Below are 23,547 nucleotides of genomic sequence, written 5' to 3'. Positions count from 1 at the left end.
CCTCTCCTCCTTGCTCCGTGTCACTTTTATCCTCCATTATAGGCAATCAACCAACAGTGTATACGGGGGTGCATCATTCCTCCCTGGCCGGAGAACACTAAACGAAAAAGCGGCAGGTGGCTTGCATTGAAAATCGTATTCCTCTCCCTCGCCTTTATGCTGCTGTTGGGCGGAACGGCGGTAGGGATGGACTTGTTGTTAGGATTAACGCTGCTTCAATCGTTTCATAACGTGCTCAATCCGTTTCGCGTGATGGAAACACCTGAGCTGTTTCTGTTATTTCTTTTTATCGCTTTTTGGCTGCTTGACTTGCTCACCGTATGGCTTTGGCGTCGGAAAAAGACGGCGTCTTAACGGACAAAACGGGCAGAGGATCGGCCCCTGCCCGTTTTTTATTCGTTCATTTTTTGATCAAGTCATCTCCCACATGCCGCCGTTCGAGCCATTGGCGCACATGTGTATAGTTTTCCGCGAGCCCCAAGCCGAACGAATCGCCGTCGCTTTGCAGCAGTTCGACGTCTCCGTACCATATGCTCACGGTGCCCATCATGTTTTCGACCGGTTCGTTCCACAAGTCTTGTTTCAGGGCGCCGATAAACGATTCAATTTCCTTCGGCTCAGCTAAAACAAGCACCGGCTGCCCTGTATTCATGTTTCGTATCGTCACTTGGCGGATCGGCGAATAGCCGCCCGGGCGAAGCAGTAAATGGTACTGCTGTTTATACTCTTTCGACTCCATAATGCGGCGAAAATGCGTCATATACAGTTCGACCGGCACTTCATAGCGGCGGAGGAGGCGCGTGCCGTCTTTCAGCACATAGCCGATCACCACCGACTGAACTTGCTCAAATCGCGATGAACGCGGTTGGTCGTGCGCAAGCTGCTGATGAAACGCCCGCACCGCCTCAATATTTTCTTTCGTACGGAGAAATTGGTCATATTCTACAAACGAGCGGCCGATCTGCTCCGGGTGTTCAAAGTTCATCGTCGACTGGCCGAAGTACACTTGCTTAATGTCTGCGACTGCCGGCACGCGCTGCTCATAGCCGGTAAGATCGACGCGGATGAGAAAGGCAAGAACGGCCATCACCGCCGCAAACGCGACATACCCTTTCCAGCGGTGAAATACGCGCCACGTTTTCGCGATAACCATCTGGGCAATCGCGTACCCAAGCAAAGAAAACGTTATATAGCCGAAGACAATCCAGCCCCATTGCCGCTCCACTTCTCCAAAATAAAAGCCGCCGACAAGCCACGAGCAAAATGCGACCCCATACACAAACAGCGGACGGAGCGCCGGAAACGCCAGCGCCTGCCCGGCCGCTTCTGCCGGCCGCCGCTCGTACAGCCAAATGGACAACCCGAAAAACAGAAGCGACAGCAGCAGCAACAGCCCGGCTTCCCCCGCGCTCATCGCCTGATGTGCCAACATCGCATAGCGAATCGGCATCACCCATTGATCGAGTTCACTCGATAAATAGTACATATCCGGAAATCCGTATAACAACAGCGACAAGTTGCTAACTATCAGAACCATGATGCCGGCCGGAAAAAAGAGAAAAATAGTTGTCAGCGCGACATGAAGCGCCGATTGGCCGACAAGAACGCCCACCACAATGCCAAGCGCAAAGATGAGCGTTTCCATCACCAACGTTTCTCCGAACCATCGCCATACGTCCGCCGCGCCGATCGGCCATGGGAGATCAAGCCCGTACAAGCAGCCGACAGCGGCCAATGCCGCCGTCAACAGCGGCAAGACAAGCATGAGCCAACCATACACCATTTGCCCGGCAAGCAGCTCCGTACGGCGGATCGGCAAGCTGTGGATCAAATCAGCCGCTCGCTTGTCTTGCATGTAGCGGAGCACCGCGGCGGACGCCAACATCGGAGCAAACCAGGCAATGAGCGCCTCAAAGCCGTTGGAAATATCGTACACCGTCTCCCAGCGTGGGATTTCCCCGTTTTTCGGATCGTATTGCGAATACGCCAACCCCATCGGCAAGACGATGGCAGCGAGCCAAAACAACAAATGAACCACTGCCACCCAGCTGACTTGCCGCATGTTTTGCCCCCACATAGCGCGATTAGCCGACAATCGTTTCGCGGACATGAGCAGTTCCCCCCATTTCATACACAAAAATTTCCTCCAACGACAGCGGCAGGACGTCAAGAATGAGCGGGGCAAACGAACGCACCGTTTCTTCGATGGATCGTTTCTCGCCACGAACGACAAGCAGGGTGATGCTGCCGCGCTCCTCGCGATGCACGACGTCCAGGCGTTCCGCCAACTCCCGCGGAAACCCGCCGCGAAACGCAACTTGAATTTTATGCATCCCGGCGCGCAGCTCGTTCAAGTCGCGCTCCATTCGCACCGCCCCTTCCGCCATCAATCCGACGATGTCGCACAAGTCTTCAAGCTCGCGCAAATTGTGGGAGGAAATCACCACGGTCATGCCGCGTTCGGCCACTTCGTCAATGAACAGTTGTTTCACATATCGGCGGACGAATGCGTCGAGCCCGTCAAGCGGCTCATCCATAATGAGCACGTCCGGACGGACGGAAAAGGCGAGCCAAAACGCCGCCTGGCGCTGCATCCCTTTCGAAAACTGCTGGATTTTTTTGTCCGGGTCAAGCGCAAACATGGATTTCAGCTCAACAAACCGCGCGCGGCTGAACGACGGATACATCCGTTCGTAAAAGGCGGCCATTTGCCGGATCGTGGCGTGCGGAAAAAAGTAGACAAAATCCGGCAAAAACAACAGCCGTTGCTTGATGCGCACGTTTTCCCATACATCTTCGCCATCGATCATAATCGTTCCGCTGTCCTGGCGGAGAATGCCGGCCATCAGTTTCAACAGCGTCGTCTTCCCGGCCCCGTTCGGCCCCAGCAGCCCGTAAATCGCCCCGTTCGGCACGGTCATGTCGGCGCCGTTGACGGCCGCAAACCGCTCAAACGTTTTCGTCACGTTCTTTAGTTGAATCATCGCTCTCCCCCTCTTTCTCTCCTTCTTGAATCCATTGCCATAACTGCTCGTTCGTCACCCCTAAAAACCGCGCTTCCTTAACAAGGCGGATGACTTGGTCGCGAACGGCGGCAATCGCCTCCGTGTTTGGCTGCTTCGGGCGTGGCGCGACGAAACTTCCCTTTCCCGGAACGGAATAAATCCAGCCGTCGCGCTCCAGTTCCCGGTACGCTTTTTGAATCGTATTCGGATTGACCATCAGCTGTTTCGCCATCATTCGAACGGATGGCAGCTGATCGTGCGGCTGCCATAGCTCACGAATGATCATTTCCTTCATTTTTTCCATCAGCTGCTCGTAAATCGGCTGACGGCTTCGCCAATCGAGCTCAAACATCTCCCCTCCTCCTTCCTTTGTCATTACCGTACTATCACTAATAGTACACTTAAAACAGAAAAACAACAACGGTTTTTTCCAAAATAAAAAAAGAATCCAGCATCTGCCGGATTCGTTGCTGCTTGCTACACCTTTAACCCGTTCGGCACCGCCGCAGCCGGTTGGTACGTCTGCACAAACCCGATGACAAGCTCAAGAGTGAGTTGAAGCCATTTCACCGTCTCGCCCTCCTTGGCAAAGCCGTTTTTGGTGTTATTGTCCCCGATGGCCGGCATGATCCGTTTTCCGTCGGGAAATGGATTGATTTCCCAAAAAGCATACTAACTACAATGTCTTACCAAATGAATGAGGAAACAGGAGAAGTGGCCGATGAATCAGTAGTGGTTGTCAACGATGGCCGCCGCATATATCGGTCATGCAAACGACCGTCCGCAAGAAGGGAATTGAAAGTGTTAAAAAATCCATTATAATGAAAATATTAAAACAGAGAACTCATGCAGAAACGGGGGGGTTTCATGAACGCTCACTCGGAACGAGCCGGCGCCGTCGGCATGACCGTCTACCCGATTTTGTTCGCCATCAGCCTCGGCCACTTTTTGAACGATGCGATGCAGGCGGTCATCCCGGCGCTCTTTCCGATTTTGCGGTCGACGATGGAGCTGTCGTATACGCAAATCGGTTGGATTGCGTTCGCCTTAAACATGACGTCATCGATCATGCAGCCGGTCGTCGGCTTATGGACGGACCGGACGCCATCGCCGCGCTTTTTGCCGCTCGGCATGGCGGCGAGTTTGCTTGGCATGGCCGGGCTCGCGCTGGCGCCGAACTTTTGGTTTGTCTTGTTATCCGTGCTGCTCGTCGGGCTTGGCTCGGCCGTTTTCCACCCGGAAGGGGCGCGCGTCGTCTACTTGGCGGCCGGAGCGCGGCGGGCGTTCGCCCAATCGATTTATCAAGTCGGGGGCAATACCGGGGGGGCGTTGGCGCCATTGTTCACCGCCTTGGTTTTCGTACCGTTCGGCCAAAAGGGTGCGGCGTGGTTTACCCTCGCCGCGGCGGCAGGCATTGCTCTGCTTTGGCGCGTCTCGCAATGGTATGGGCATGAACTTGGCAGCCCGTCAACGCCGGGCAAAACAAAAAAGACGGCGCAGCGCACCGATTCCGGGCGGCCGGTCATATTTGCGCTCGTGCTGCTCGTCTTTTTAGTGTTCGCCCGCTCGTGGTACTCGGCCGGCATCTCGAACTATTATCAGTTCTATCTTATGGAAACGGCCCACATCTCGGTGCGCGAGGCGCAAGTGTACTTGTTCGCTTTTATGATCGCCGGCGCGGTCGGCACGCTCGCCGGTGGGCCGATCGCCGACCGGTTCGGCAAACGAAACTTGATCATCTGGTCGACGCTTGGCACCGCGCCGTTTGCGCTCGCCTTGCCGCACGTGCCGCTTTCGTTGGCGCTGCCGATCTTGCTCATCGCCGGGTTTGTATTGTCATTAAGTTTTGCGACGTTTGTCGTCTACGCCCAAGAGCTGCTGCCCAACCATGTCGGCATGGCGTCCGGACTCATTGTCGGCTTGGCGTTTGGCATGGGAGCGCTCGGGGCGGTGGTGCTTGGCAAAATCGCCGATTTATCGTCGCTTGGCACGCTCATGCGGCTTTGCAGCGCGCTGCCGCTCCTTGGCGCCCTAGCCGTCTGGCTGCCAAAAGATCGGGCATAACAAATCTATTTTTCTTTTCTTCTCTTTCCGATATAATGAGAGGCGATGATGCACATTGAGTTAGGAGATTTTTTTGTATGGCAGGTTTCTATATCAACCAGCACGTCCTTAACAATTTGTTTTACATTTTGGTCACGGTGTTCGCCTTTTCCTTCATTTACGACCATAGTGCGGCGATTCAGCGCAAACCGTTGTACAGCCGGGCGCTGCTGGCCGTTTGCATGGCGCTGGCCTCCGTCCTCTGCATGAAATTTCCCATTTACGTGGATCCAACGTGCATCCACGATTTCCGGCAAATTCCGTTTTTGCTCGGAACGCTCTATGGCGGCAGCGCGGTTGGGGCGGTGCTTTTTGCCGTGTCCATGCTGGCGCGCACGATCTTGTACGGATTTCAGCCGCTCACAGTTGTTGTCTATGCCATTATGTTCGTGGCAGCGTCGGCCGTCTCGCCACTGTTTCAGCGGCTGCCCCGGCCTGCCAAGCTGTTCACTACACTTTGGCTGACGTTTTTGCTGGCGGTGCTGACAACGTTTGTCGCCATCATCATCGCTGATTTTCCGGTGACGAAACCGTATATCGTCTATTTCATTCTTATGCCGCCGTTTGTCATGATGTTTGCCGCCTATGTCATGGAGACGCTCCATGAGGCGCAGCTCGCCCGGGTGGAGCTGATGAAGATGGAAAAAATGGAGATCGTCAGTCAGCTTGCTGCCAGCATTTCGCATGAAATTCGCAACCCGCTTACGGTCGTGAAAGGATTCATCCAGCTGTTGCAAACTAGGCCGATGCCGCGCGAAACGGAGGAGCGGTACATTCGCATCGCTTCAGAAGAAGTCGAGCGAGCGGAAGCGATCATTCATGATTATTTGACGTTCGCCAAACCGGCGCCAAAAAAGACGGAACCGATTGATGTCGCCGTTGAGCTGCAGAGAGTCATCCAAATGATTCAGCCGCTCGCCCATATGCATTCGATCGAAATTTCCTCTTCCTTGAAACATGGTGTCGTCATCGGCAATGTACAATATTTTCAACAGTGCTTCCTCAATTTAGCGAAAAACAGCATCGAAGCGATGCCGGACGGCGGCCGGCTCCACATTTCGGCGCATAGGCAAGGCGGGGCGGTCGTCATCACGATTGTCGACAACGGCATCGGCATGACGAAAGAACAAGTGCGCCGCTTTGGCGAGCCGTATTTCAGCACAAAAGAAAAAGGAACCGGCCTTGGCACTATGGTCGCCGTCAAAATTATTGAGCAAATGGGCGGCACGTGGACGATCGAAAGCGCCGTTCAAAAAGGAACGACGTTGACGGTCACGTTGCCCGCGGGCCGGGTGCAGCCGCCGGCTTCGGAACAGAGCGCCGCCGGCTGAGAAAAAAACGGATGCGTGGCCGCGCATCCGTTTTTTTTTTCGCCGCTTGGGCGGTCACTTGACTTCTTCAAAGTAATCTTTGTAAAACCCGCCGACTTTCCCGCTGTTGTCGACGACAAAATAAAATTCCTCTGTTTCATTTTTGACATCGTACACGTTTCCCGGCGTTAACACGTTGTTGACAATATACTTTTCGGCGTTGGTATGGATGCATTTCACCTTTTTGACCGTCGGTCGGGTCGCCCATGTGTAATGAATCATTGTGTCATCCCCTTGTCTATATGTTGTTCTCCTTTTTATTGTAACGGGATGGGGCGCTGTCTGCAACGTACACTTCCCGCTTCTTGCCAGAGGCTCATTCCAACGATTGGCGGCAGCGGTCGGTCATGCTATCATGGGGATGTACCGATGATGCTGAAAGGGGAGACTCCAATGTTTTTGCCTTCGTTTCGCTTAGATGGAAAAACGGCGCTCGTGACCGGAGCCGGACGCGGCATCGGCCGGGCGGTCGCGATCGGGTTTGCCGAAGCCGGAGCCGATGTAGCGCTTATCGCCCGCACGAAATCGGATTTGGAAGAAACGGCAGGCCATATCGAACGGTTCGGTCGAAATGCGTACATATATCCGCTTGATGTCACCGACCGAGAAGCCGTGCACGACGCGGTCGCTGACGTCAAACAACAAGCCGGCTCGCTTGATATCGTGGTCAACAACGCCGGCATGAATATCCGCACTCCGGCTTTGGATGTGACGGACCATGAGTGGGAGACGATCATCAATACGAACTTAAAATCGGCGTTTCTCGTGTCACAAGAAGCCGGACGCGTGATGAAAGAACAAGAGCAAGGTGGAAACATCATCAACATGGCTTCTGTCGCCGGCTACGTCGCCTTGCGCACCGGCGTCGTGTATGCGGCCACCAAAGCGGCGCTCATCCAAATGACGAAAGTGTTGGCGTTTGAGTGGGGGCGCTACGGTATACGTGTTAACGCCATCGGCCCATGGTATTTCCGGACACCGCTGACAAAAGCACTGCTTGAAGACGAAACGTATGTCAACGACATTTTGGCCGTCACCCCGCTCAAGCGGATTGGCGAGCTGCCTGAGCTCGTCGGTCCGGCTGTGTTCCTCGCTTCTGATGCATCGAGCTACATGACCGGCCAAACACTGTTTGTCGACGGCGGCATGACGATCAACGGCTTTTGAGTAAAGCACACCTTGATGGCGCACCCTAATAAACGCGGCCGGCCATATCGGTAAGGGGGTGCAACGATGAGTGAACAAGAAAGCAAGCGGCAATTCCAGGACGACCTAGATCAATACCGGATGGATAACGTCATTCACGCCCCGAAACATTATGTGTACCAAGTTGGCTATGAAGCATCAAGCGGCAACCCGACCGGCGATCACCGGGAGGCGAGGAAAACGCGCGAATGGCCGCACCGCTAGACCGGAAAGGAACCCCCTTTCCGGTTTTTTTTTTGGCGGATCCATATCGTGCTTTGTATAGGCGGCGACCATCGAAAAAAACTTCTTGGCCGGTTTTTTGGCGGATTCTTTCGCCCCTGTCGCCGCGGCCGGTGAACTTGCGGCCGTGCCTTCAGCCTATGGCGAAGCCAACAACCGCCCGTTATGGCTCGTCGCGCACTGCCTCAAACTCAATGATGCGCCCGCACGGCTCGACCGTTGTTTCGCCATTCGTTTCCACTTCGCGGAAAATCGGCTGCTCGATGCGCCGGACCGGGCGGTATCCTTCTTGCTTCATTCGCGCTAAACAGGCGGCAATCGTTTCCCCTTCTGCTACCGTAAACCGTTTTTTCTTCATCGCTTCCGGCGCGGTCCCTCTCTTGTCAACCAACGGGTGCGCCTCCCTCCTTTCCCTTGTAGGTTGCCCCAAAAAAAGAAGCCGGATCGTTCCGTCCAGCTTAACGTGCCTTTTGTACATACTTGCGGTATAACCCGTACAGCTCCGTTGCCTTGTATGTCTCAATTTTTTTCCGTCCGACCGGATGACGGGTGATGCCTGCCTTTTTCAACTCAGCCACGAGCCATCCTTTCGAGCCGAAATACGCCATGGCGCTCCCCCCTTTTTCATGCGCTTGTCTTTATGTATATGCGCGCAAAAAGAGGGGAAGACCACCGTTGGCCATCGCTAGTCATGTTTGCCGCCATGTCCTTTTTCCTTACTTTTTCCTTTTTTCTCCTTTTTGTTTTTGGTTTTTTCATGGCCGGGCGGGTGCGGTTTTTCCTTCTTTTCTTTCGCCTTTGGCGGCGCGGATTCGGATGTTGGTTGATCATGCTTTTTGCGTTTTTGTTCCTCTTTTTTCACAAGCGGCAATGAAAAGCGGGCGGCTGGTTGACCGACCAGCGCCTTCTCCATGATGTGGCGAAAAATGACCGCCGCTGTTTCCCCGCTCGTTGTCGTCAAATAGTGGGTGCCATCCGGCCGGTCGTAGCCAAGCCAAAGCGCACCGACGAGCTGCGGCGTATAGCCGACCATCCATTGGTCTTTCACCCCATCGATGCCGGGAATCGTCATTTCCGTCGATCCAGTTTTGCCGGCAAGCTCCCGGCCGGGGATGGCGGCCCGTCTCCCGGTTCCTTCACGAATGACGCCTTCAAGCAAAACCGTCATTTGTTGGGCGGTTTTCTTTGACGTCACAACCGCCCGTTCCGGCTCCCATTCCGCCACCTCATGACCGTAAGCGTCGACGATTTTCGTAATGAGATGGCCGTCCGGGCGGACGCCGTCGTTCGCGAATACCGCGTACGCTTCGGCCATCTCGAGCGGCGAGACGCCGCGGGACATGCCGCCGAGCGCAATGCCAAGCTGGCGGTCCTCTTTTTCCAATGGCAAGCCGAACCGGCGCAGCGCATCCATTCCTTTGTCGAGGCCGATCTCATGTAACAGCCAGACGGCCGGCACGTTGAGGGAATGAATGACCGCTTCATACATTGTCACCGTGCCGCGGTATGTGTGATCGTAGTTTTGCGGGCGGTAGCCGCCAAGATTGAGCGGCTCGTCTTTAAGCAGCGAAAACGGTTCGTATCCTTGTTCAAGCGCCGGTGTGTACACCGCGAGCGGTTTGATGGCCGACCCGGGCTGGCGGCGAAGCTCGGTGGCGCGGTTAAAGCCGCGAAACACATGGCGGCCGCGGCCGCCAACAAGCGCCTTCACTCCGCCTGTTTTCGGATCAAGCAGCACGGCGCCGCTTTGCACAAGCACACCGTCCGGGCTTGACGGAAAGAGCGAGTCATCGGCATACACGGCTTCAAGCGCTTGCTGCATGCGGGGGTCAAGCTCCGTGTAAATGCGCAGTCCGCCGGAAAGGACATCGCTTTGCGTCAGCCCATAGCGCGTAATCGCCTCGCGGATCAGCTCATCGACATAATACGGATACTTCCCGGCGTATGGATCGCGCTTCGGTTCCTGTTGAATGGCGATGCGCTCATTTTTCGCGGCGGCCCATTCTTGTTCATCGATATAGCCTTGTTCTTTCATAAGCGACAAGACGACATTGCGCCGGGCGACCGCCTTGTCGTAATGGCGGAGCGGTGATAAGGCGGATGGCGCTTTCACGAGACCGGCCAACATGGCTGACTCGCTGAGCGTCAAGTCGGAAACGTCTTTGCCGAAATACGTTTTCGCCGCGCTCGCTACTCCCCACGCTCCCGCGCCGAAATAGACACGGTTGATGTACATTTCTAAAATTTCTTGTTTGCTGTACGTGCGCTCGATTTTTTGCGCGATCAACCATTCGTTCCATTTGCGCACCAACGTCTTTTCGTTCGTCAAAAAGACGTTTTTCGCCAACTGCTGGGTAATCGTGCTGCCGCCTTCCACCCACGCCCGCGCGCGAATGTTGCGCCACATCGCGCGCAAAAATCCGTAGTAATCGACGCCGTTATGCTCGTAAAAGCGGCGGTCTTCCACAGCGACGATCGCCTGAAGGAAATGGTCCGGCACCCGTTCGATCGACACTTCTTCGATATTCGCCGCCGCGAGCTTGCTCGCTGGACGCCCGTGTTCATCATAAATGATCGTCGCGGCCGGCAACGGTTTGTTTAGCGCGGCAATGTTTTGCCGGGCAATCATCCAATGGAGCGCGGCGACGGCAACGGCCAAAGCGAAAGCAAGCGCACACAACATCCGCAGCCAACGCTGTCTTCGTCTTGTTTGTCTCACTTGTTGCCTGCTTTGCGGCTCCACTATTGTATCCCCCCTGAAAATCCGCTGCGGTTATACAATTCGCAAACGGCCGTTTGTTTTCGTCTATCGCCACGCCGGCAGCGGCAAAAAAAAAGCGGCCGGTCAAGCCGCTTTCGTTCGCTTACGCCGACGGCGATTTATGTTTTTTTCCTTTTAAGAAGAACGCGAGCATCAGTGCCAACACTGTCAAGCCGGTCGCGACGAAAAAGGCGTCGTTAATCCCTTCTACCGTCGCGCGCTGCTGGACAAGCCCGTACAGCAGCTGTGCGATCGCTTCGTCGCTCGGAATCGCCTGTTTCAGTTGCCCGACCAAATCCATAAACAACAGATTGTTTTCTGTCATTTCATTGCGGTAATTTTCCACATGAAATTTTGCCCGGTTAGACATGACGGTGACTAAAAACGCTGTGCCGAGCGACGCAGCCACCTGCCGGAGCGTGTTCGCCATCGCCGTACCGTGGCTGTATAGATGACGCGGCAAGGCGTTTAACCCTTCTGTCATAATCGGCATCCCAAGCATGGACATGCCGAACATGCGGAAAATGTAAAGCCAAATTAAATGACTATATGGGGTGTCCATCGTCAGTTGGCTGAATTCCCATGTCGTAATAGCGGTAATCACCAATCCGACAATGGCAAGAGCCCGCGCGCCGATGCGGTCAAACACCCAACCGGAAATGGGTGACATGATCGCCATTACAATCGCCCCGGGCAGCATAAGCAAACCGGCGTCGAGCGGCGTAAAGCCGCGCAAATTTTGCAAGTACACCGGAAGCAGCACCATCGCCGCAAACATGGCCATATTAATGACCGAACCGATCACCGTTGACAGCGTGAATACCGGATAGCGAAACACACGGAAATTTAACACGGGATACTCCGAACGGAGCGACCGCCATGTGAACAAAACGAGAAACAAAGAGCCAACAACAAGCGAGGCAGCGACTTCCACCTGTCCCCATCCTTTACTTCCGGCTTCGCTGAACCCGTATAAGACGCCGCCGAATCCAATCGTCGAGTAGATCGCCCCTTGAACATCGAGAACCGGGTTTCCTTGGCGCGGTGTTTTTTTCAGCCAAAGAGAGGCGAGGATGAGATCAACAATGGCAATCGGCAACACAACATAAAACAAAAGACGCCACGTATAATGTTCAACAAGCCAGCCGGAAAGCGTCGGTCCGACCGCCGGCGCGAACATCATGGCGATCCCGACCGTTCCCATCGCCACCCCGCGGCGTTCTGGTGGGAAAATCGACAACATCATCACCATCATGAGCTGCATAATAATGCCGGCCCCGACCGCTTGCGTCAGCCGCCCCGCGAGCATGATCGCAAACGTTGGGGCAATTGAACAGACAAACGCGCCAATGGTGAAAAACGACATGCCGGAAACAAACAACGTCTTCGCCGGAAACTTGGCGATTAAAAACGGGCTGATCGGAATGAGCACGCCGTTGACAAGCATATATCCTGTCACGAGCCATTGAATCGTTGATGTCTCAACGTTGAAATCTTGCATCATATGAGGCAAGGCGACGTTGATCAGCGTTTGGTTCAAAATGGCGACAAACGCCCCAAGCATGACGGTCGTCACCACTTTGCCGCGGCTGCCGATGTCGCCAAGCCCACCTTGACTTTGTCCGGACGAGGCGGCTGGACGCACATCCGCCCTTGCACCGCCTGGCGTCTCAACCGCAGCTGAAGCCGGTTTGCGCCGGCGAAGCGCAATATTGAGGGCCGCCAGAACGAAAACGGCAAAGATGATATAGGTAATGACAAATGTAGACATCACTGATCACCTACTTATGAATGCGAACGGTGACGTTCATGCCCGGCACAAGTCCGGCCCCGCTGTAGTTGTCAATCGAAATCGTCACCGGAATGACTTGGGTCACTTTTGTGTAGTTGCCGGTTGCGTTCGAGCTTGGCAGCAAGCTGAACATATTCGCTGTTGCATAGCCAAGCTTCTCGACTTTGCCGCTGAACTTCCGATCCGGATAGGCATCCACATAAATGTCAACATCTTGCCCGACTTTCACATCTTCTATATCCGTTTCTTCAATGTTCGCTGTCACCCATAAGTCGTTTAAATCAAATCCGCGCGCAATTGGCGTCCCGGCAGCAACAAACGAACCTTCGACCGCATTTTGCTGCACGACCGTCATTCGATGCGGCACCGTGATGGCGACCGTATGTTTTCCGTCCGACACTTCCCCAATTTGATCCCCAGCTGCGAACGTTTTTCCCGTTGTGCCTAACCAGGACGTCAGCTTCCCAGACAGCGGGGCAGCGACCGGAATGATTTGGCCGTCGATGCGGGCGTTGTCTGTTTTTATATAGTTCGCGGTTTGATTGATATAGTAATACGCAGCAAATCCCCCACCAACAAGCAAAATGAGCACGAAAATGTTCAGAGCAAGCAAACGCTTCACGTTCACCGTTTATTCCTCCCCGAGTAAAATGGTTTTCACTTTATCTTGCAACCGCAAAAACTGCTCAATTTCTTCCGGTGGAATGAGCTCCTGAATGCGCTGGAGCCGCCGGCGCAGCACCGACTGCTCGCCAAATGCGGCAAGCACCGTTTCTTTTCCTTTTTTTGTCAAACTCAAAATGACAGCACGCCGGTCTTGTTTCGACGTTTCCCGGACGACAAGGCCGGCGCCAACAAGCCGGTCGACCGTGCCGCTTACGTTGCTGTTGCTCAAGTTTAATTTCTCCGCTAGATCGTTTAAGCGAATATATTCCTTTTTCAGCAATGTATACAGCACCATCAGCTGCACTTCCGTAATCCCGACGCGGGCAGCATCTTCACGGATGAGGCGGTAGAGCGCTTTTTGCGTACGAAAAACGGCATACATAATGTCCCGGCTCATTCCTTCCATATTGCCCCCTCCTTTCATCACGGAACACGAATAATTTCAATAAGAATTATTTGTACACGAAATATGATTATAGCATGCCAATAAGGAAAATCAACTATATGATTTCACTTTTCCATAAAAAATCATCGCCGCCCTGTTGAAACAAGGCGGCGACTGGTGCTGCACTAATAAAAAAGGCGCCCGTATGGACGCCTTTGCCGTTTCCGTTGGAGAACCCGCGCCGCGGTTGCCGTCGGCTGAATGCAGTTTCTCAACCACGCTCTACTAGGTGGGTGTTCGCAGAAACGTTCCTGCCGTCCTCGTTGACGAATCAGAGGCATGGCATTCCGGTTTCGATATAGAACTCCCTTTTCACTGCCATCGGTTGAAACTTCATTCTACAACGCACAACGCAGCAGCGGATTGGTGATTATTATCATACACGATCTTTACTTGTTTGACAAGGGGGACGGTCATCCAGTTTTTTCAAACCGGATATACCCCATGTTTTCGTTCGGAAAAGATCATATACTTGGACGTATACGCCTCAAACCGCCGGATGAGCTCATTGCGCACATCGTTGGGCGCGACGATCCCGTCGATGACGAGCTCGGAGGCGAGACGATAAATGTCAATGTCGCGCCGGTATTCTTCCCGTTTTTGCTCAACAAAGGCCGGCCGCTCTTCCGGGGGCAATTCGGCGATTTTGTTCGCATAGACGGCGTTGACGGCCGCCTCCGGTCCCATCACCGCAATTTGGGCGTTCGGAAACGCGAGGCAGCAATCCGGTTCAAACGCCGGCCCGGCCATGGCGTACAATCCGGCGCCGTATGCTTTACGGACGATGATTGAAATTTTGGGCACCGTCGCCTCCGACATCGCGGCAATCATTTTCGCCCCGTGGCGGATGATGCCCGCCCGTTCGACTTTCGTCCCGATCATAAAGCCGGGAATGTCAGCCAAGAACAAAAGCGGAATGTGGAAGGCATCGCAAAGGGTGATGAACTTCGCCGCCTTGTCGGCCGAATCGTGAAACAATACGCCGCCTTTGACGCGCGGCTGATTGGCGATGATGCCGATCGGCCGGCCGTTAAGGCGCGCCAAGCCGGTAATGATTTCCGGCGCAAACAGCCTTTTTACTTCACAAAACGACCCCTCGTCAATGATCCGCTCAATTAAATCGTACATATTAAACGGCGCATTTTGATTCACCGGCAAAATATCTTCAATCGTTTTGTCAAATGATTTCGGTGGCTTCGCTTCTGCAATCGGCGGTTGTTCGCTGTAGTTGGACGGAAAATACGATAAATAGCGGCGCGCATAGGCGATCGCCTCTTCCTCGGTTTTTACTAGCACATCGCCGCAGCCGGAGACGGTGCAATGCATGCGGGCGCCGCCCATTTCTTCGAGCGTTACTTTTTCTCCGATCACCATTTCCGCCATGCGCGGCGAGCCTAAATACATCGACGCATTGCCTTCGACCATAATGACGATGTCACAAAACGCCGGAATATAAGCGCCGCCGGCCGCCGACGGACCAAAGAGCAAGCACACTTGCGGCACTTTCCCCGACAGTTTCACTTCATTGTAAAAAATGCGCCCTGCCCCGCGCCGGCCGGGAAACATTTCGATTTGGTCGGTAATGCGGGCTCCGGCGGAATCAACCAAATAAATGAGCGGGCAGCGCAATTTTTCCGCCGTCTCTTGAATGCGGATGATCTTTTCTACTGTACGCGCTCCCCAAGACCCGGCTTTGACAGTGGAATCGTTCGCCATCACACAGACAGTCCGGCCGTTGATTTTGCCGATGCCGGTCACCACCCCGTCAGCCGGTAGACCGTCAGCGAGGCAGTTGGCAAACAATCCGTCTTCCGCTTCCAGTCCGTGATCGAGCAACAAATTCAACCGGTCGCGAACAAACAGCTTCCCTTGGGCGGCGTTTTTTTCATGATATTTCGGCGCCCCGCCTTTTTTAATGTCAGCCGCCCTCTTCTCGAGTTCTGCGGCCAACGCGGCGCGCTCTTTTGCCGTTTCCTTCATCCCCATGTTGTCTCCTCCTTGCTTCGTTCATTCCGCCGTTTTCCCGGGCGGCATTTCCCCATCTACCATCATGCCCCGCCAATCCGTTTCAGAGCATTGGCATCGCGGCCGGCTTCTTTGGGGCGGCGCTTTGGCGGCCTATGTCGCAATGGGCCGCCCCGTAAACAGCCCCATCAGCGCAGCGTTAGGCCGCACCGTTTCAGGCGGCATTGAAGCGCTTGCGGTCGTTTCGCGTTCCTCGGAGTTTCGGCCGGCCGCGTTGGGACATTTTACTCCCCTTTGTACACCGGTTTCCGTCTTTCTTTAAATGCCTGCAAGCCTTCGAGCCGGTCTTTTGTCGGAATCGTCGCCTCATAGGCGAGCTGCTCGATCGCCAAACCGGTCTCCAAGTCGACGTTAAACACGCTTTGCACCGCTCGTTTCGCCTGGCGGACGGCAATCGGCGCATTCTCAGCGATTTGCCGGGCCAATTCGAGCGCCCGCTCCATCAGTTCAGCGCGCGGTACGACATACTCGACAAGGCCAATTCGTTCCGCTTCCTCGGCCGTGATTCGTTTCGCGGCAAAAATCAACTCTTTCGCCTTTCCGATGCCGACAAGACGCGGCAGCCGTTGCGTGCCGCCCGCTCCCGGAATGATGCCAAGCGACGTTTCCGTCAACCCGAGCCGGATATCATCGGCAGCGAAACGAATATCGCATGCCAGTGCCAGCTCAAGCCCGCCGCCAAACGCCGAGCCGTTTAAGACAGCGATGACCGGTTGCGGCACTTTCTCCACTTCGTTGATCGTTTTACTGATCAAGGAGACCGCCTGCCGCACTTGCGTTTCATTCATTCCTGCCCGCTCTTTCAAATCGGCGCCGGCGCAAAACACCTTGTCCCCGGCTCCGGTCAAAATGACGACACGCACCTCTTTTTGGAATTTGATTTCTTGCAAAAGGTTGCCAAGCTCTAGAAGAAGCGCTCTTGAAAGCGCGTTGGCTGCCTCCGGACGGTTTAATGTCACGATAGCAATTCCATTTTCTTGCATTTCAAATGATACGAATGTTCCCATTTGTTCTTTTCCTCCTCACATATCCTTTTCTGTTGATGATGAAATCGTTTGTAAATAGCGGCTCGAAAGTGGGCGGCCGATTTTGTCGCGGATGAACAACGCCGCTTTTGTCAGCCGCTCCATGTCAATGCCGGTTTCAATCCCCATGCCATGCAGCATGTACACGAAATCGTCCGTGGCGACGTTTCCCGACGCCCCAGGGGCATACGGGCAGCCGCCAAGACCGCCAAGAGAGCTGTCAAAGATGGTGATTCCCATCTCCATTGACACTAAAATGTTGGCGAGCGCCGTTCCTCTTGTATCGTGAAAATGCATGGCGATCCGCCCGGCCGGAAACCGGCGAAGCACCTCGGCAAGCACGTCCACGACTTGTTTGGGCGTTGCCACGCCGATCGTGTCGCCAAGCGACAGTTCATCAATCCCCATCGCAAACAGCCAGTCGGCGACCGTGAGCACTTGGTCGACAGGAACCGCCCCTTCATACGGGCAGCCAAACACAGTGGAAACGTAGCCGCGCACCGTTTTCCCTTCTTGCTTGGCCGTTTTTACGACTCCTTCTAACACTGGAAACGTGGCGGAGATCGTTTTGTTAATGTTTTTTTGGTTATGCGTTTCGCTCGCTGACATAAAGACGCCGACTTCATCGATCCCCGCGGCCAGCGCCCGCTCAAGCCCCCTTTCGTTCGGCACGAGCGCGGCATATGTGACACCGTCTTTCCGGCGGATGCCGGCTGCGACTTCGGCGGCGTCGGCCAACTGCGGAATCCATTTCGGATGGACAAACGACGTTACTTCGATATACGATAATCCGCTTTCCGACAATAAGTTGATCCAAGCGATTTTGTCAGCCGTCGCAACCGGCGCCGTTTCGTTTTGCAGACCGTCGCGCGGACCGACTTCTTTAATTGTCACCTTTGCCGGCCATCGGCTCATGTTTTCCGCTCCCCCTTTTTCGTTCTGCCCGTCCTCCCCTGACCCCTTTTTCGCCCTCTTTGCCACGCCTAAAGGCAATGTTGGGCGGAACGGTTCACACGAACTTTTCACTACTCAATCTCGACAAGCACATCGCCCTCGTTTACGAAATCCCCTTCTTGCACATGAATGTGTTTCACAATGCCGGACGTTTCAGCGGCGACTGGGATTTCCATTTTCATTGACTCCAAAATCACGACATCTTGCCCTTCCTCGACGCGGTCGCCGACAGCGATTACAATTTTCCATACACTCCCAGCCATTGTTGCCGTTACTTGGTTCATCGTTTCTTCCTCCGTTTCTGCCTCATTTCATCTTCGTTGGCTGCCAGTAAGTGGCGAGAAAATCAGTCGTTGTTTCCCCGGCGCGGAACGCCGGATGGGATAACACGGCCGTTAACAGCGGAATGTTCGTTTTAATCCCTTCGACACGATAGCTGCCAAGCGCTTCGAGCAAGCGTTCAATCGCCGCCGTTCGATCCGGGCCTTTGGCGATCAATTTGGCGATCATCGGATCGTAAAACGGTGTAACAGTAATGCCGCTTGCGACCGCCGTTTCATGGCGAATGCCTTCAGCTTCGGGAACGGAAAAAGCAGCAATGCGGCCGGGCGACGGGTAAAACGTGTTTGGATCTTCGGCATAAATACGAACTTCAATGGCGTGTCCATCGCGGCGAATGTCTTCCTGCCGATAGCGGAGCGGCTCGCCGGCGGCGATGCGCAGCTGTTCTTCGACGATATCGATGCCGGTGATTTCCTCGGTCACCGGATGTTCGACTTGGAGCCGGGTATTCATTTCAAGAAAATAAAAGTTTTTTTGTTCATCGACCAAAAACTCGATCGTGCCAGCGTTCGCATAGCCGATATGGCGCGCGGCCCGCACAGCCGCTTCGCCCATTTTCCGCCTTGTTTCTTCATCTAAAAACGGCGACGGCGCTTCTTCAATTACTTTTTGGTGGCGGCGCTGGATCGAGCACTCGCGCTCCCACAAGTAGACGCAGTTGCCGTGTCCATCGGCAAGCAACTGAATTTCGATATGGCGCGGTCGTTCAATATATTTTTCGATATACATCGTTCCGTCGCCGAAAAACGAAGCGGCTCGTTTTTGGCTTCCTTCAAACGCCTGGCGCAGCTCAGCCTCGTCGCGGGCGATGTGCATACCGATGCCACCGCCGCCGGCTGACGCCTTCAACATGACTGGATACCCGATCGAAGCTGCCGCTTTGACCGCTTCATCGGGGCTGTCTAGCGCAAAGGAGACACCGGGGACGATCGGGACGCCGGCTTGTTCCATCGTTCGGCGCGCTTCGATCTTGCTGCCCATAGCAGCGATCACCTCGGCCTTTGGACCGATGAACACAATGCCTTCTTCTTCACAGCGGCGGGCAAACGCCAGGTTTTCCGAGAGCAGCCCGTAGCCGGGATGAACCGCTTCCGCTTTCGCCGCTTTGGCGACTTCAATCATTTTTTCGATATTTAAGTAGCTTTCAGACACGCGCGGCTTACCGATCAAGTACGCTTCATCCGCAAGTCGGACATGAAGCGAATCGGCGTCCGCTTCCGAGTAGACGGCGACCGTTTGAATGCCGAGTTTTTGGCATGTGCGGATGACGCGAACGGCGATCTCGCCACGGTTGGCAATCAACACTTTTGTAAACATCGTCTCACCCTTTCGTGAAAACTGAAAATACCACCGGGCGGATGAACCGCCCGGCACGGCGGTTTACATTGTTAAGCCAAGGCGTTGTTTCGCCATTTCCCGCAGCTTAAACTTTTGAATTTTCCCGGATGCGGTCATCGGGTACGAATCGATAAACTCGATGTAGCGCGGGATTTTATGCCGGGAAATGTTGCCGCGGCAAAATGCGCGAATTTCCTCGGCGGTCGCCGTTTCGCCGTCCTTTAAGATGACCCATGCCATCACTTCTTCCCCGTACGTCTCATCGGGCACGCCGACGACTTGGACGTCCAAAATTTTCGGATGTCTGTATAAAAACTCCTCGATTTCGCGCGGATAAATGTTTTCTCCGCCGCGGATGATCATATCTTTCAGCCGGCCGGTGATACGGCAGTAACCATTTTCATCCATCGTTGCCAAGTCGCCGGTATGCAGCCAGCCGTCTTGATCGATCGCTTTGTTGGTCGCCTCCGGATTGTTGTAATACCCTTTCATCACATGGTAGCCGCGCGTGCACAGCTCCCCCTGCACGCCCCGCGGCACTTCCTTGTTCGTGCCCGGCTCGACGATTTTCACTTCGACGCCCGGCAAGGCGCGGCCGACCGTTTCGACGCGCAGCTCAAGCGGGTCATCAGTACGCGTCTGGGTGATGACCGGGGACGATTCCGTCTGTCCATAGGCGATCGTAATATCGGTCATGCCCATTTTGTTGATGACCGCTTTCATCACTTCGACCGGACAAGGGGAGCCAGCCATAATACCGGTGCGCAGCGACGACAAATCGTATTGGTCAAAATCCGGGTCGTTCAATTCGGCGATAAACATCGTCGGCACGCCGTGAAGCGCTGTGCACCGCTCAGCGGCAACCGTCTCAAGCACCCGCTTCGGATGAAACTCCTGCACGGGCACCATCGTCGCGCCGACCGTAACGCATGCAAGCGTGCTCATGACGCAGCCGAAGCAATGGAAAAACGGCACCGGGATGCAAAGCTTGTCGCCTTCGCCAAGCTTCATGCATTGTGCGACTTGGTGGGCGTTGTTGACGATGTTGTTATGCGTCAACATGACTCCCTTCGGAAAGCCGGTCGTCCCGGACGTGTACTGCATGTTGATCACATCGTGCGGATCAAGGCTTTCCAGCCGCTCATCGAGTTCTTCCTCTGTCACCTCATGCCCCATCGCCAAGATGTCGTTCCACGTGAACATGCCCGGGTAGCGCTTCTCACCGAGGAACACGACGTTTTTCAGCTTTGGCAGCCGCTTCGACTGAAGCTTTCCCGGCTCGGCCGTACGCAGTTCCGGGACGATGTCATACAAAATGTCAATGTACGACGAATCACGGTATTGCTCGATCAAAAACAATGTTGTCGAGTCAGACTGCCGAAGCAAATATTCGAGCTCCGCAGCTCGGTAGTTCGTGTTGACCGTCACGAGTACCGCGCCCATTTTCCCGGTCGCAAACTGGCAGGCAATCCATTCGGGGACGTTCGTCGCCCAAATGGCGACATGTTCCCCTTTTTCAATGCCAAGCCGCATCAATCCGCGTGCAACAAGGCGGCAATAGTCATTAAACTGCCGATACGTCAGGCGCAGATCGCGGTCGGCATACACCACCGCCTCGTGATCCGGGTATTGCCTGGCACGCTCCTCTAACAATTTCCCCACAGTCACCGTTAACATCGACCGTCTCCTCCCCTTTGTCCGAATTCACTATTATGGCTATGCGCATATTTCTGCTTTTAGCATCCGAGTTGGCGGGCGATGACGAGACGTTGGATTTCCGACGTACCCTCACCGATTTCCATGAGCTTGATGTCGCGCAGACGGCGTTCAACGCCGTATTCTTTCATATAGCCGTAGCCGCCGTGAATTTGAATGGCCTGGTTGCAGACGCGAAACCCCATTTCTGACGCAAACAGCTTGGCAAACGACGCTTCTTTTGTGAACGGTCTTCCTTGATCCTTCAACCAAGCCGCCTTGTACACCATATTGCGGGCAAGCTCGATTTCCATCGCCATATCCGCGAGCTTAAATTGGATCGCTTGGAACTTGGAAATCGGTTGACCAAACTGGACGCGCTCTTTCGCGTATTGCAGCGCTTTCTCAAACGCCCCTTGCGCGATGCCGACGGCTAAAGCGGCGATCGAGATGCGCCCGCCATCGAGCGTGTACAAAAACTGCTTAAACCCTTTTTGCGGGTCGCCTAATACGTTTTCTTTCGGCACGCGGACGTTCTCAAAAACAAGCTCGCACGTGTTGGAGGCGCGGACACCCATTTTGTCGTAATTCGAACGGATCGTAAATCCTGGGGAGTCGGTTGGTACGATGAGAGCGGTGACGATGTTTTTTCCGCGCGCATCTTGGCCTGTAACGGCGGTGACGATGACTTGCCGTGCGTATTGGGCGTTGGTGATCCAACATTTTTCGCCGTTAATGACGTATTCGTCACCGTCAAGCACCGCGGTCGTGCGCGTGCCGCCGGCATCTGAGCCGGCGTTCGGCTCCGTGAGCCCGAAGGCGCCAAGCGTTTCCCCTTTTGCCATCGGCACAAGCCATTTTTGTTTTTGTTCTTCCGTTCCGAAGTAGTAAATCGGGCTCGCCCCGAGCGAAACGGCGGCCGCATAGCTTAGCCCGGTTCCGCCACAGGCGCGGCCGATTTCTTCAACAGCAATGGCGTACGAAACCGTATCGCCCCCGGCGCCGCCATAAACTTCTGGAAACGGCAGGCCCAACAATCCCAATTCGCCCATTTTGCGGAACACATCAAGCGGAAAATGCGCCTCTTCATCCCATTTCGCCGCGTATGGGGCAATTTCCTTCTCCGCAAAGTCGCGAACCATCTCTTTAATCATTTGTTGTTCTTTCGTCAATGAAAAATCCATAATCTCCCTCTCCCCCATTTGAAATAATGACTATATTTAAACCGACTAGTCGGTTTCAAACTGTCAAGACTGGCTTGTTGTTCGGTAAACAGCAGGTGGGTTATTCGGCAACCGGCCGCAACAAAAACCGCGCCGTCGCCGGATGTTCCGGGTTGCGGAGCACCGCATGCAAAATGAAGTCGGCAAAATACGCCGCAATCTGTTCGATCGACAGCGGTCCGTCCGGATTGTACCATTTGTACGTCCAGTTCACCATGCCGATGATCGACATGCCGACGATCTCCACCGACAGTTCCGGACGAAACTCGCCGGCCTCGATCCCTTCGCGGATGACGCGAAAGATAATTTGCTTGAACTCCTCGCGCTTTTGGTTGATCGGAGCAGCGTATTCCGGTTTTAAGTACGTGCTTTCCTGATAAAAGACGGTAATATGCGGTTTATACACATGAAACACTCTCACAAACGACTGAACGATGGCATACAAGCGCTCGGTCGGCGTTGAACAGCTTTCATACGCTTCCTGCGCCTTTGTAAGCGCATACGTAATAAAGACGTCATGAATGTGATAAAGCAACTCGTCTTTCGATTTAAAATTGTGATAAAAACCGCCTTTCGATGTGGCGCTTTCCGCCACGATGCGGTCGACCGTCACGCCGTGGTACCCATATTTCTCAAACAACTGAAGGGCGGTGTCGATAATGCGGTCTTTGAGCGGTTTATCGGCCATAGCAGTCTCCTTCACATTTCAGCTCGGGATGATTCAACAACCAATTGGCAAACGCGGTATTCACTTTTGTCATCCGTTCATACATGTCTTGTTTGACTTTCGTTGGGTTGTGCAGCTCCAGCCTTAGCGTGATCGTGGGCATGGATTCACCCCCTTTTTTTCATCCCACGATTGAAACCGTGGGCTTTCAGACGGCCTTTTCTGTAAGACATTTCCGAAAAAACAAAATATTCTTCTCGTTTATTAAGATACTCGACAGTTACAACCCTTGTCAACAAAAAATCATTGTGTCGACGGAAAAATCGTGTCTGGCATCGCCCGCCGCCCGGCCTGTTGCGCGAGCGATGTTTCCCGGCTGTGCCAACTGAAACAAAACAGATGTCCCATACATAATGACGACCGTTTTTCCAAAAGATAAAACCGGAGGTGGCTTCTGTTGGAACCGATGTTATGCCCGAACTGCAAAACGAACCGGACGCGGTTTCACCTCATCGAACAACACCCGCGGGCGGTCAAGCTTGATCCGCATACCGGTGACATTGAGCACGAGTACACAAATGAAGCGCTCGAACCGTTCCATCTCCCGTACCGCGGCCCGAGCTACCGCGTCCAATGCGGCGCCTGCGGACTGATTGAAGATGCGGATATGTTCATTCAGCGCGCCAAATCTTCTCCATTGGGGTGATT

At 54.3% G+C, this 23,547-nt stretch carries 24 protein-coding genes, 1 other RNA gene and 1 pseudogene; 6 read left to right on the top strand and 20 right to left on the bottom strand.

Translation table 11 applies throughout. The features are described from left to right. The first annotated feature begins 126 nt into the window (after positions 1-126). Positions 127-354 carry a hypothetical protein gene (locus M493_RS07735; protein ID WP_020959760.1) on the top strand — a complete coding sequence of 76 codons (228 nt, stop codon included), beginning with the start codon at positions 127-129 and terminating at the stop codon, positions 352-354. A gap of 46 nt (positions 355-400) precedes the next feature. Here M493_RS07735 and M493_RS07730 read toward each other — a convergent pair whose 3' ends face one another. Genes M493_RS07730 through M493_RS07720 form a run of 3 tightly spaced genes read right to left on the bottom strand, consistent with a single transcriptional unit; the run spans position 401 to position 3,357 of the window. Continuing rightward, the gene (locus M493_RS07730; RefSeq protein ID WP_041267755.1) at positions 401-2,110 is read right to left on the bottom strand and encodes a multidrug ABC transporter permease; all 1,710 of its coding nucleotides are present in this window, start codon (positions 2,108-2,110) and stop codon (positions 401-403) included. After that, positions 2,085-2,984: an ABC transporter ATP-binding protein gene (locus tag M493_RS07725; protein WP_020959758.1), complete on the bottom strand. Its 900-nt coding sequence runs from the start codon at positions 2,982-2,984 to the stop codon at positions 2,085-2,087. Before M493_RS07725 ends, M493_RS07730 begins: the two co-directional genes overlap by 26 nt. After that, on the bottom strand, positions 2,950-3,357 hold the full coding sequence (locus M493_RS07720; RefSeq protein WP_020959757.1) for a GntR family transcriptional regulator: 408 nt from the start codon (positions 3,355-3,357) through the stop codon (positions 2,950-2,952). Before M493_RS07720 ends, M493_RS07725 begins: the two co-directional genes overlap by 35 nt. 515 nt (positions 3,358-3,872) lie before the next feature. Between M493_RS07720 and M493_RS07715 the strand changes: the two genes are divergently transcribed. Both M493_RS07715 and M493_RS07710 read left to right on the top strand, forming a co-directional pair. Continuing rightward, positions 3,873-5,069, top strand: coding sequence for an MFS transporter (locus M493_RS07715; protein WP_020959755.1), 1,197 nt, complete (start codon positions 3,873-3,875; stop codon positions 5,067-5,069). Positions 5,070-5,146: 77 nt separating this feature from the next. After that, positions 5,147-6,439: a sensor histidine kinase gene (locus tag M493_RS07710; RefSeq protein WP_020959754.1), complete on the top strand. Its 1,293-nt coding sequence runs from the start codon at positions 5,147-5,149 to the stop codon at positions 6,437-6,439. Between the two features lie 54 nt (positions 6,440-6,493). Here M493_RS07710 and M493_RS07705 read toward each other — a convergent pair whose 3' ends face one another. Next, the gene (locus M493_RS07705) at positions 6,494-6,700 is read right to left on the bottom strand and encodes a DUF6501 family protein (RefSeq protein WP_020959753.1); all 207 of its coding nucleotides are present in this window, start codon (positions 6,698-6,700) and stop codon (positions 6,494-6,496) included. Between the two features lie 171 nt (positions 6,701-6,871). On the opposite strand from M493_RS07705, the gene M493_RS07700 reads away from it, so the two are divergent. Together M493_RS07700 and M493_RS18670 are read left to right on the top strand one after the other, a co-directional pair. Beyond that, on the top strand, positions 6,872-7,645 hold the full coding sequence (locus M493_RS07700) for an SDR family NAD(P)-dependent oxidoreductase (RefSeq protein WP_020959752.1): 774 nt from the start codon (positions 6,872-6,874) through the stop codon (positions 7,643-7,645). 66 nt (positions 7,646-7,711) lie between these two features. Beyond that, positions 7,712-7,888 carry a hypothetical protein gene (locus M493_RS18670; RefSeq protein WP_020959751.1) on the top strand — a complete coding sequence of 59 codons (177 nt, stop codon included), beginning with the start codon at positions 7,712-7,714 and terminating at the stop codon, positions 7,886-7,888. Positions 7,889-8,069: 181 nt separating this feature from the next. On the opposite strand, the gene M493_RS07695 is transcribed toward M493_RS18670, so the two are convergent. The 16 genes and pseudogenes from M493_RS07695 to M493_RS18215 all read right to left on the bottom strand — a co-directional run. Continuing rightward, the gene (locus tag M493_RS07695; RefSeq protein WP_041267900.1) at positions 8,070-8,264 is read right to left on the bottom strand and encodes an NETI motif-containing protein; all 195 of its coding nucleotides are present in this window, start codon (positions 8,262-8,264) and stop codon (positions 8,070-8,072) included. A 100-nt stretch (positions 8,265-8,364) separates the two neighbouring features. Further along, positions 8,365-8,514 (bottom strand): DUF2639 domain-containing protein, encoded by a 150-nt coding sequence (locus M493_RS17650; RefSeq protein WP_020959749.1) that lies wholly within the window; start codon positions 8,512-8,514, stop codon positions 8,365-8,367. 77 nt (positions 8,515-8,591) lie between these two features. After that, complete coding sequence (locus tag M493_RS07690) at positions 8,592-10,649, bottom strand: transglycosylase domain-containing protein (protein ID WP_020959748.1); 2,058 nt, start codon at positions 10,647-10,649, stop codon at positions 8,592-8,594. A 121-nt stretch (positions 10,650-10,770) separates the two neighbouring features. After that, entirely contained in the window at positions 10,771-12,438 is a 1,668-nt protein-coding gene (locus M493_RS07685; protein WP_020959747.1) for a DHA2 family efflux MFS transporter permease subunit, read from the bottom strand. A 10-nt stretch (positions 12,439-12,448) separates the two neighbouring features. Continuing rightward, positions 12,449-13,087: an efflux RND transporter periplasmic adaptor subunit gene (locus tag M493_RS07680; protein WP_020959746.1), complete on the bottom strand. Its 639-nt coding sequence runs from the start codon at positions 13,085-13,087 to the stop codon at positions 12,449-12,451. 3 nt (positions 13,088-13,090) lie between these two features. Beyond that, positions 13,091-13,531 carry a MarR family winged helix-turn-helix transcriptional regulator gene (locus M493_RS07675; protein WP_020959745.1) on the bottom strand — a complete coding sequence of 147 codons (441 nt, stop codon included), beginning with the start codon at positions 13,529-13,531 and terminating at the stop codon, positions 13,091-13,093. 213 nt (positions 13,532-13,744) lie between these two features. Next, a non-coding RNA gene (ssrS, locus tag M493_RS17645) (6S RNA) lies at positions 13,745-13,933 on the bottom strand. A 63-nt stretch (positions 13,934-13,996) separates the two neighbouring features. Continuing rightward, positions 13,997-15,550, bottom strand: coding sequence for an acyl-CoA carboxylase subunit beta (locus tag M493_RS07670; RefSeq protein ID WP_200865289.1), 1,554 nt, complete (start codon positions 15,548-15,550; stop codon positions 13,997-13,999). Between the two features lie 269 nt (positions 15,551-15,819). Further along, positions 15,820-16,602 (bottom strand): enoyl-CoA hydratase, encoded by a 783-nt coding sequence (locus M493_RS07665; RefSeq protein ID WP_020959743.1) that lies wholly within the window; start codon positions 16,600-16,602, stop codon positions 15,820-15,822. Between the two features lie 15 nt (positions 16,603-16,617). Then, a complete protein-coding gene (locus M493_RS07660) occupies positions 16,618-17,535 on the bottom strand; it encodes a hydroxymethylglutaryl-CoA lyase (protein WP_020959742.1) in 918 nt (305 codons plus the stop codon). Positions 17,536-17,645: 110 nt separating this feature from the next. Further along, positions 17,646-17,858 (bottom strand): acetyl-CoA carboxylase biotin carboxyl carrier protein subunit, encoded by a 213-nt coding sequence (locus tag M493_RS07655; protein WP_020959741.1) that lies wholly within the window; start codon positions 17,856-17,858, stop codon positions 17,646-17,648. A 22-nt stretch (positions 17,859-17,880) separates the two neighbouring features. Then, positions 17,881-19,233 (bottom strand): acetyl-CoA carboxylase biotin carboxylase subunit, encoded by a 1,353-nt coding sequence (locus M493_RS07650; RefSeq protein ID WP_020959740.1) that lies wholly within the window; start codon positions 19,231-19,233, stop codon positions 17,881-17,883. Positions 19,234-19,296: 63 nt separating this feature from the next. Continuing rightward, positions 19,297-20,931: an AMP-binding protein gene (locus tag M493_RS07645; RefSeq protein WP_020959739.1), complete on the bottom strand. Its 1,635-nt coding sequence runs from the start codon at positions 20,929-20,931 to the stop codon at positions 19,297-19,299. Between the two features lie 59 nt (positions 20,932-20,990). Next, positions 20,991-22,133, bottom strand: a complete 1,143-nt coding sequence (locus M493_RS07640) for an acyl-CoA dehydrogenase (protein ID WP_020959738.1) — start codon at positions 22,131-22,133, stop codon at positions 20,991-20,993. A gap of 100 nt (positions 22,134-22,233) precedes the next feature. Beyond that, positions 22,234-22,860, bottom strand: a complete 627-nt coding sequence (locus M493_RS07635) for a TetR/AcrR family transcriptional regulator (RefSeq protein WP_020959737.1) — start codon at positions 22,858-22,860, stop codon at positions 22,234-22,236. Positions 22,861-22,879: 19 nt separating this feature from the next. Further along, a pseudogene (locus M493_RS18215) lies at positions 22,880-23,002 on the bottom strand (RNA-guided endonuclease TnpB family protein); the annotation flags it as partial. A 294-nt stretch (positions 23,003-23,296) separates the two neighbouring features. On the opposite strand from M493_RS18215, the gene M493_RS07630 reads away from it, so the two are divergent. Further along, positions 23,297-23,545 (top strand): hypothetical protein, encoded by a 249-nt coding sequence (locus M493_RS07630; protein ID WP_020959735.1) that lies wholly within the window; start codon positions 23,297-23,299, stop codon positions 23,543-23,545. Positions 23,546-23,547: the final 2 nt, after the last annotated feature.

Source organism: Geobacillus genomosp. 3 (assembly GCF_000445995.2).
Classification (GTDB): Bacteria; Bacillota; Bacilli; order Bacillales; family Anoxybacillaceae; genus Geobacillus.
Note: the sequence above shows the minus strand (reverse complement) of the source record. Positions and strands in the feature narration are given on the sequence as shown.

What these genes read in the sequence shown, in the direction of transcription:
- M493_RS07730 (WP_041267755.1), bottom strand. Translation starts at nt 2,110, where the DNA reads ATGTCCGCGAAACGATTGTCGGCTAATCGCGCTATGTGGGGGCAAAAC.
- M493_RS07725 (WP_020959758.1), bottom strand. Translation starts at nt 2,984, where the DNA reads ATGATTCAACTAAAGAACGTGACGAAAACGTTTGAGCGGTTTGCGGCC.
- M493_RS07720 (WP_020959757.1), bottom strand. Translation starts at nt 3,357, where the DNA reads ATGTTTGAGCTCGATTGGCGAAGCCGTCAGCCGATTTACGAGCAGCTG.
- M493_RS07715 (WP_020959755.1), top strand. Translation starts at nt 3,873, where the DNA reads ATGAACGCTCACTCGGAACGAGCCGGCGCCGTCGGCATGACCGTCTAC.
- M493_RS07710 (WP_020959754.1), top strand. Translation starts at nt 5,147, where the DNA reads ATGGCAGGTTTCTATATCAACCAGCACGTCCTTAACAATTTGTTTTAC.
- M493_RS07705 (WP_020959753.1), bottom strand. Translation starts at nt 6,700, where the DNA reads ATGATTCATTACACATGGGCGACCCGACCGACGGTCAAAAAGGTGAAA.
- M493_RS07700 (WP_020959752.1), top strand. Translation starts at nt 6,872, where the DNA reads ATGTTTTTGCCTTCGTTTCGCTTAGATGGAAAAACGGCGCTCGTGACC.
- M493_RS18670 (WP_020959751.1), top strand. Translation starts at nt 7,712, where the DNA reads ATGAGTGAACAAGAAAGCAAGCGGCAATTCCAGGACGACCTAGATCAA.
- M493_RS07695 (WP_041267900.1), bottom strand. Translation starts at nt 8,264, where the DNA reads ATGAAGAAAAAACGGTTTACGGTAGCAGAAGGGGAAACGATTGCCGCC.
- M493_RS17650 (WP_020959749.1), bottom strand. Translation starts at nt 8,514, where the DNA reads ATGGCGTATTTCGGCTCGAAAGGATGGCTCGTGGCTGAGTTGAAAAAG.
- M493_RS07685 (WP_020959747.1), bottom strand. Translation starts at nt 12,438, where the DNA reads ATGTCTACATTTGTCATTACCTATATCATCTTTGCCGTTTTCGTTCTG.
- M493_RS07675 (WP_020959745.1), bottom strand. Translation starts at nt 13,531, where the DNA reads ATGGAAGGAATGAGCCGGGACATTATGTATGCCGTTTTTCGTACGCAA.
- M493_RS07670 (WP_200865289.1), bottom strand. Translation starts at nt 15,550, where the DNA reads ATGAAGGAAACGGCAAAAGAGCGCGCCGCGTTGGCCGCAGAACTCGAG.
- M493_RS07665 (WP_020959743.1), bottom strand. Translation starts at nt 16,602, where the DNA reads ATGGGAACATTCGTATCATTTGAAATGCAAGAAAATGGAATTGCTATC.
- M493_RS07660 (WP_020959742.1), bottom strand. Translation starts at nt 17,535, where the DNA reads ATGAGCCGATGGCCGGCAAAGGTGACAATTAAAGAAGTCGGTCCGCGC.
- M493_RS07655 (WP_020959741.1), bottom strand. Translation starts at nt 17,858, where the DNA reads ATGAACCAAGTAACGGCAACAATGGCTGGGAGTGTATGGAAAATTGTA.
- M493_RS07650 (WP_020959740.1), bottom strand. Translation starts at nt 19,233, where the DNA reads ATGTTTACAAAAGTGTTGATTGCCAACCGTGGCGAGATCGCCGTTCGC.
- M493_RS07645 (WP_020959739.1), bottom strand. Translation starts at nt 20,931, where the DNA reads ATGTTAACGGTGACTGTGGGGAAATTGTTAGAGGAGCGTGCCAGGCAA.
- M493_RS07640 (WP_020959738.1), bottom strand. Translation starts at nt 22,133, where the DNA reads ATGGATTTTTCATTGACGAAAGAACAACAAATGATTAAAGAGATGGTT.
- M493_RS07635 (WP_020959737.1), bottom strand. Translation starts at nt 22,860, where the DNA reads ATGGCCGATAAACCGCTCAAAGACCGCATTATCGACACCGCCCTTCAG.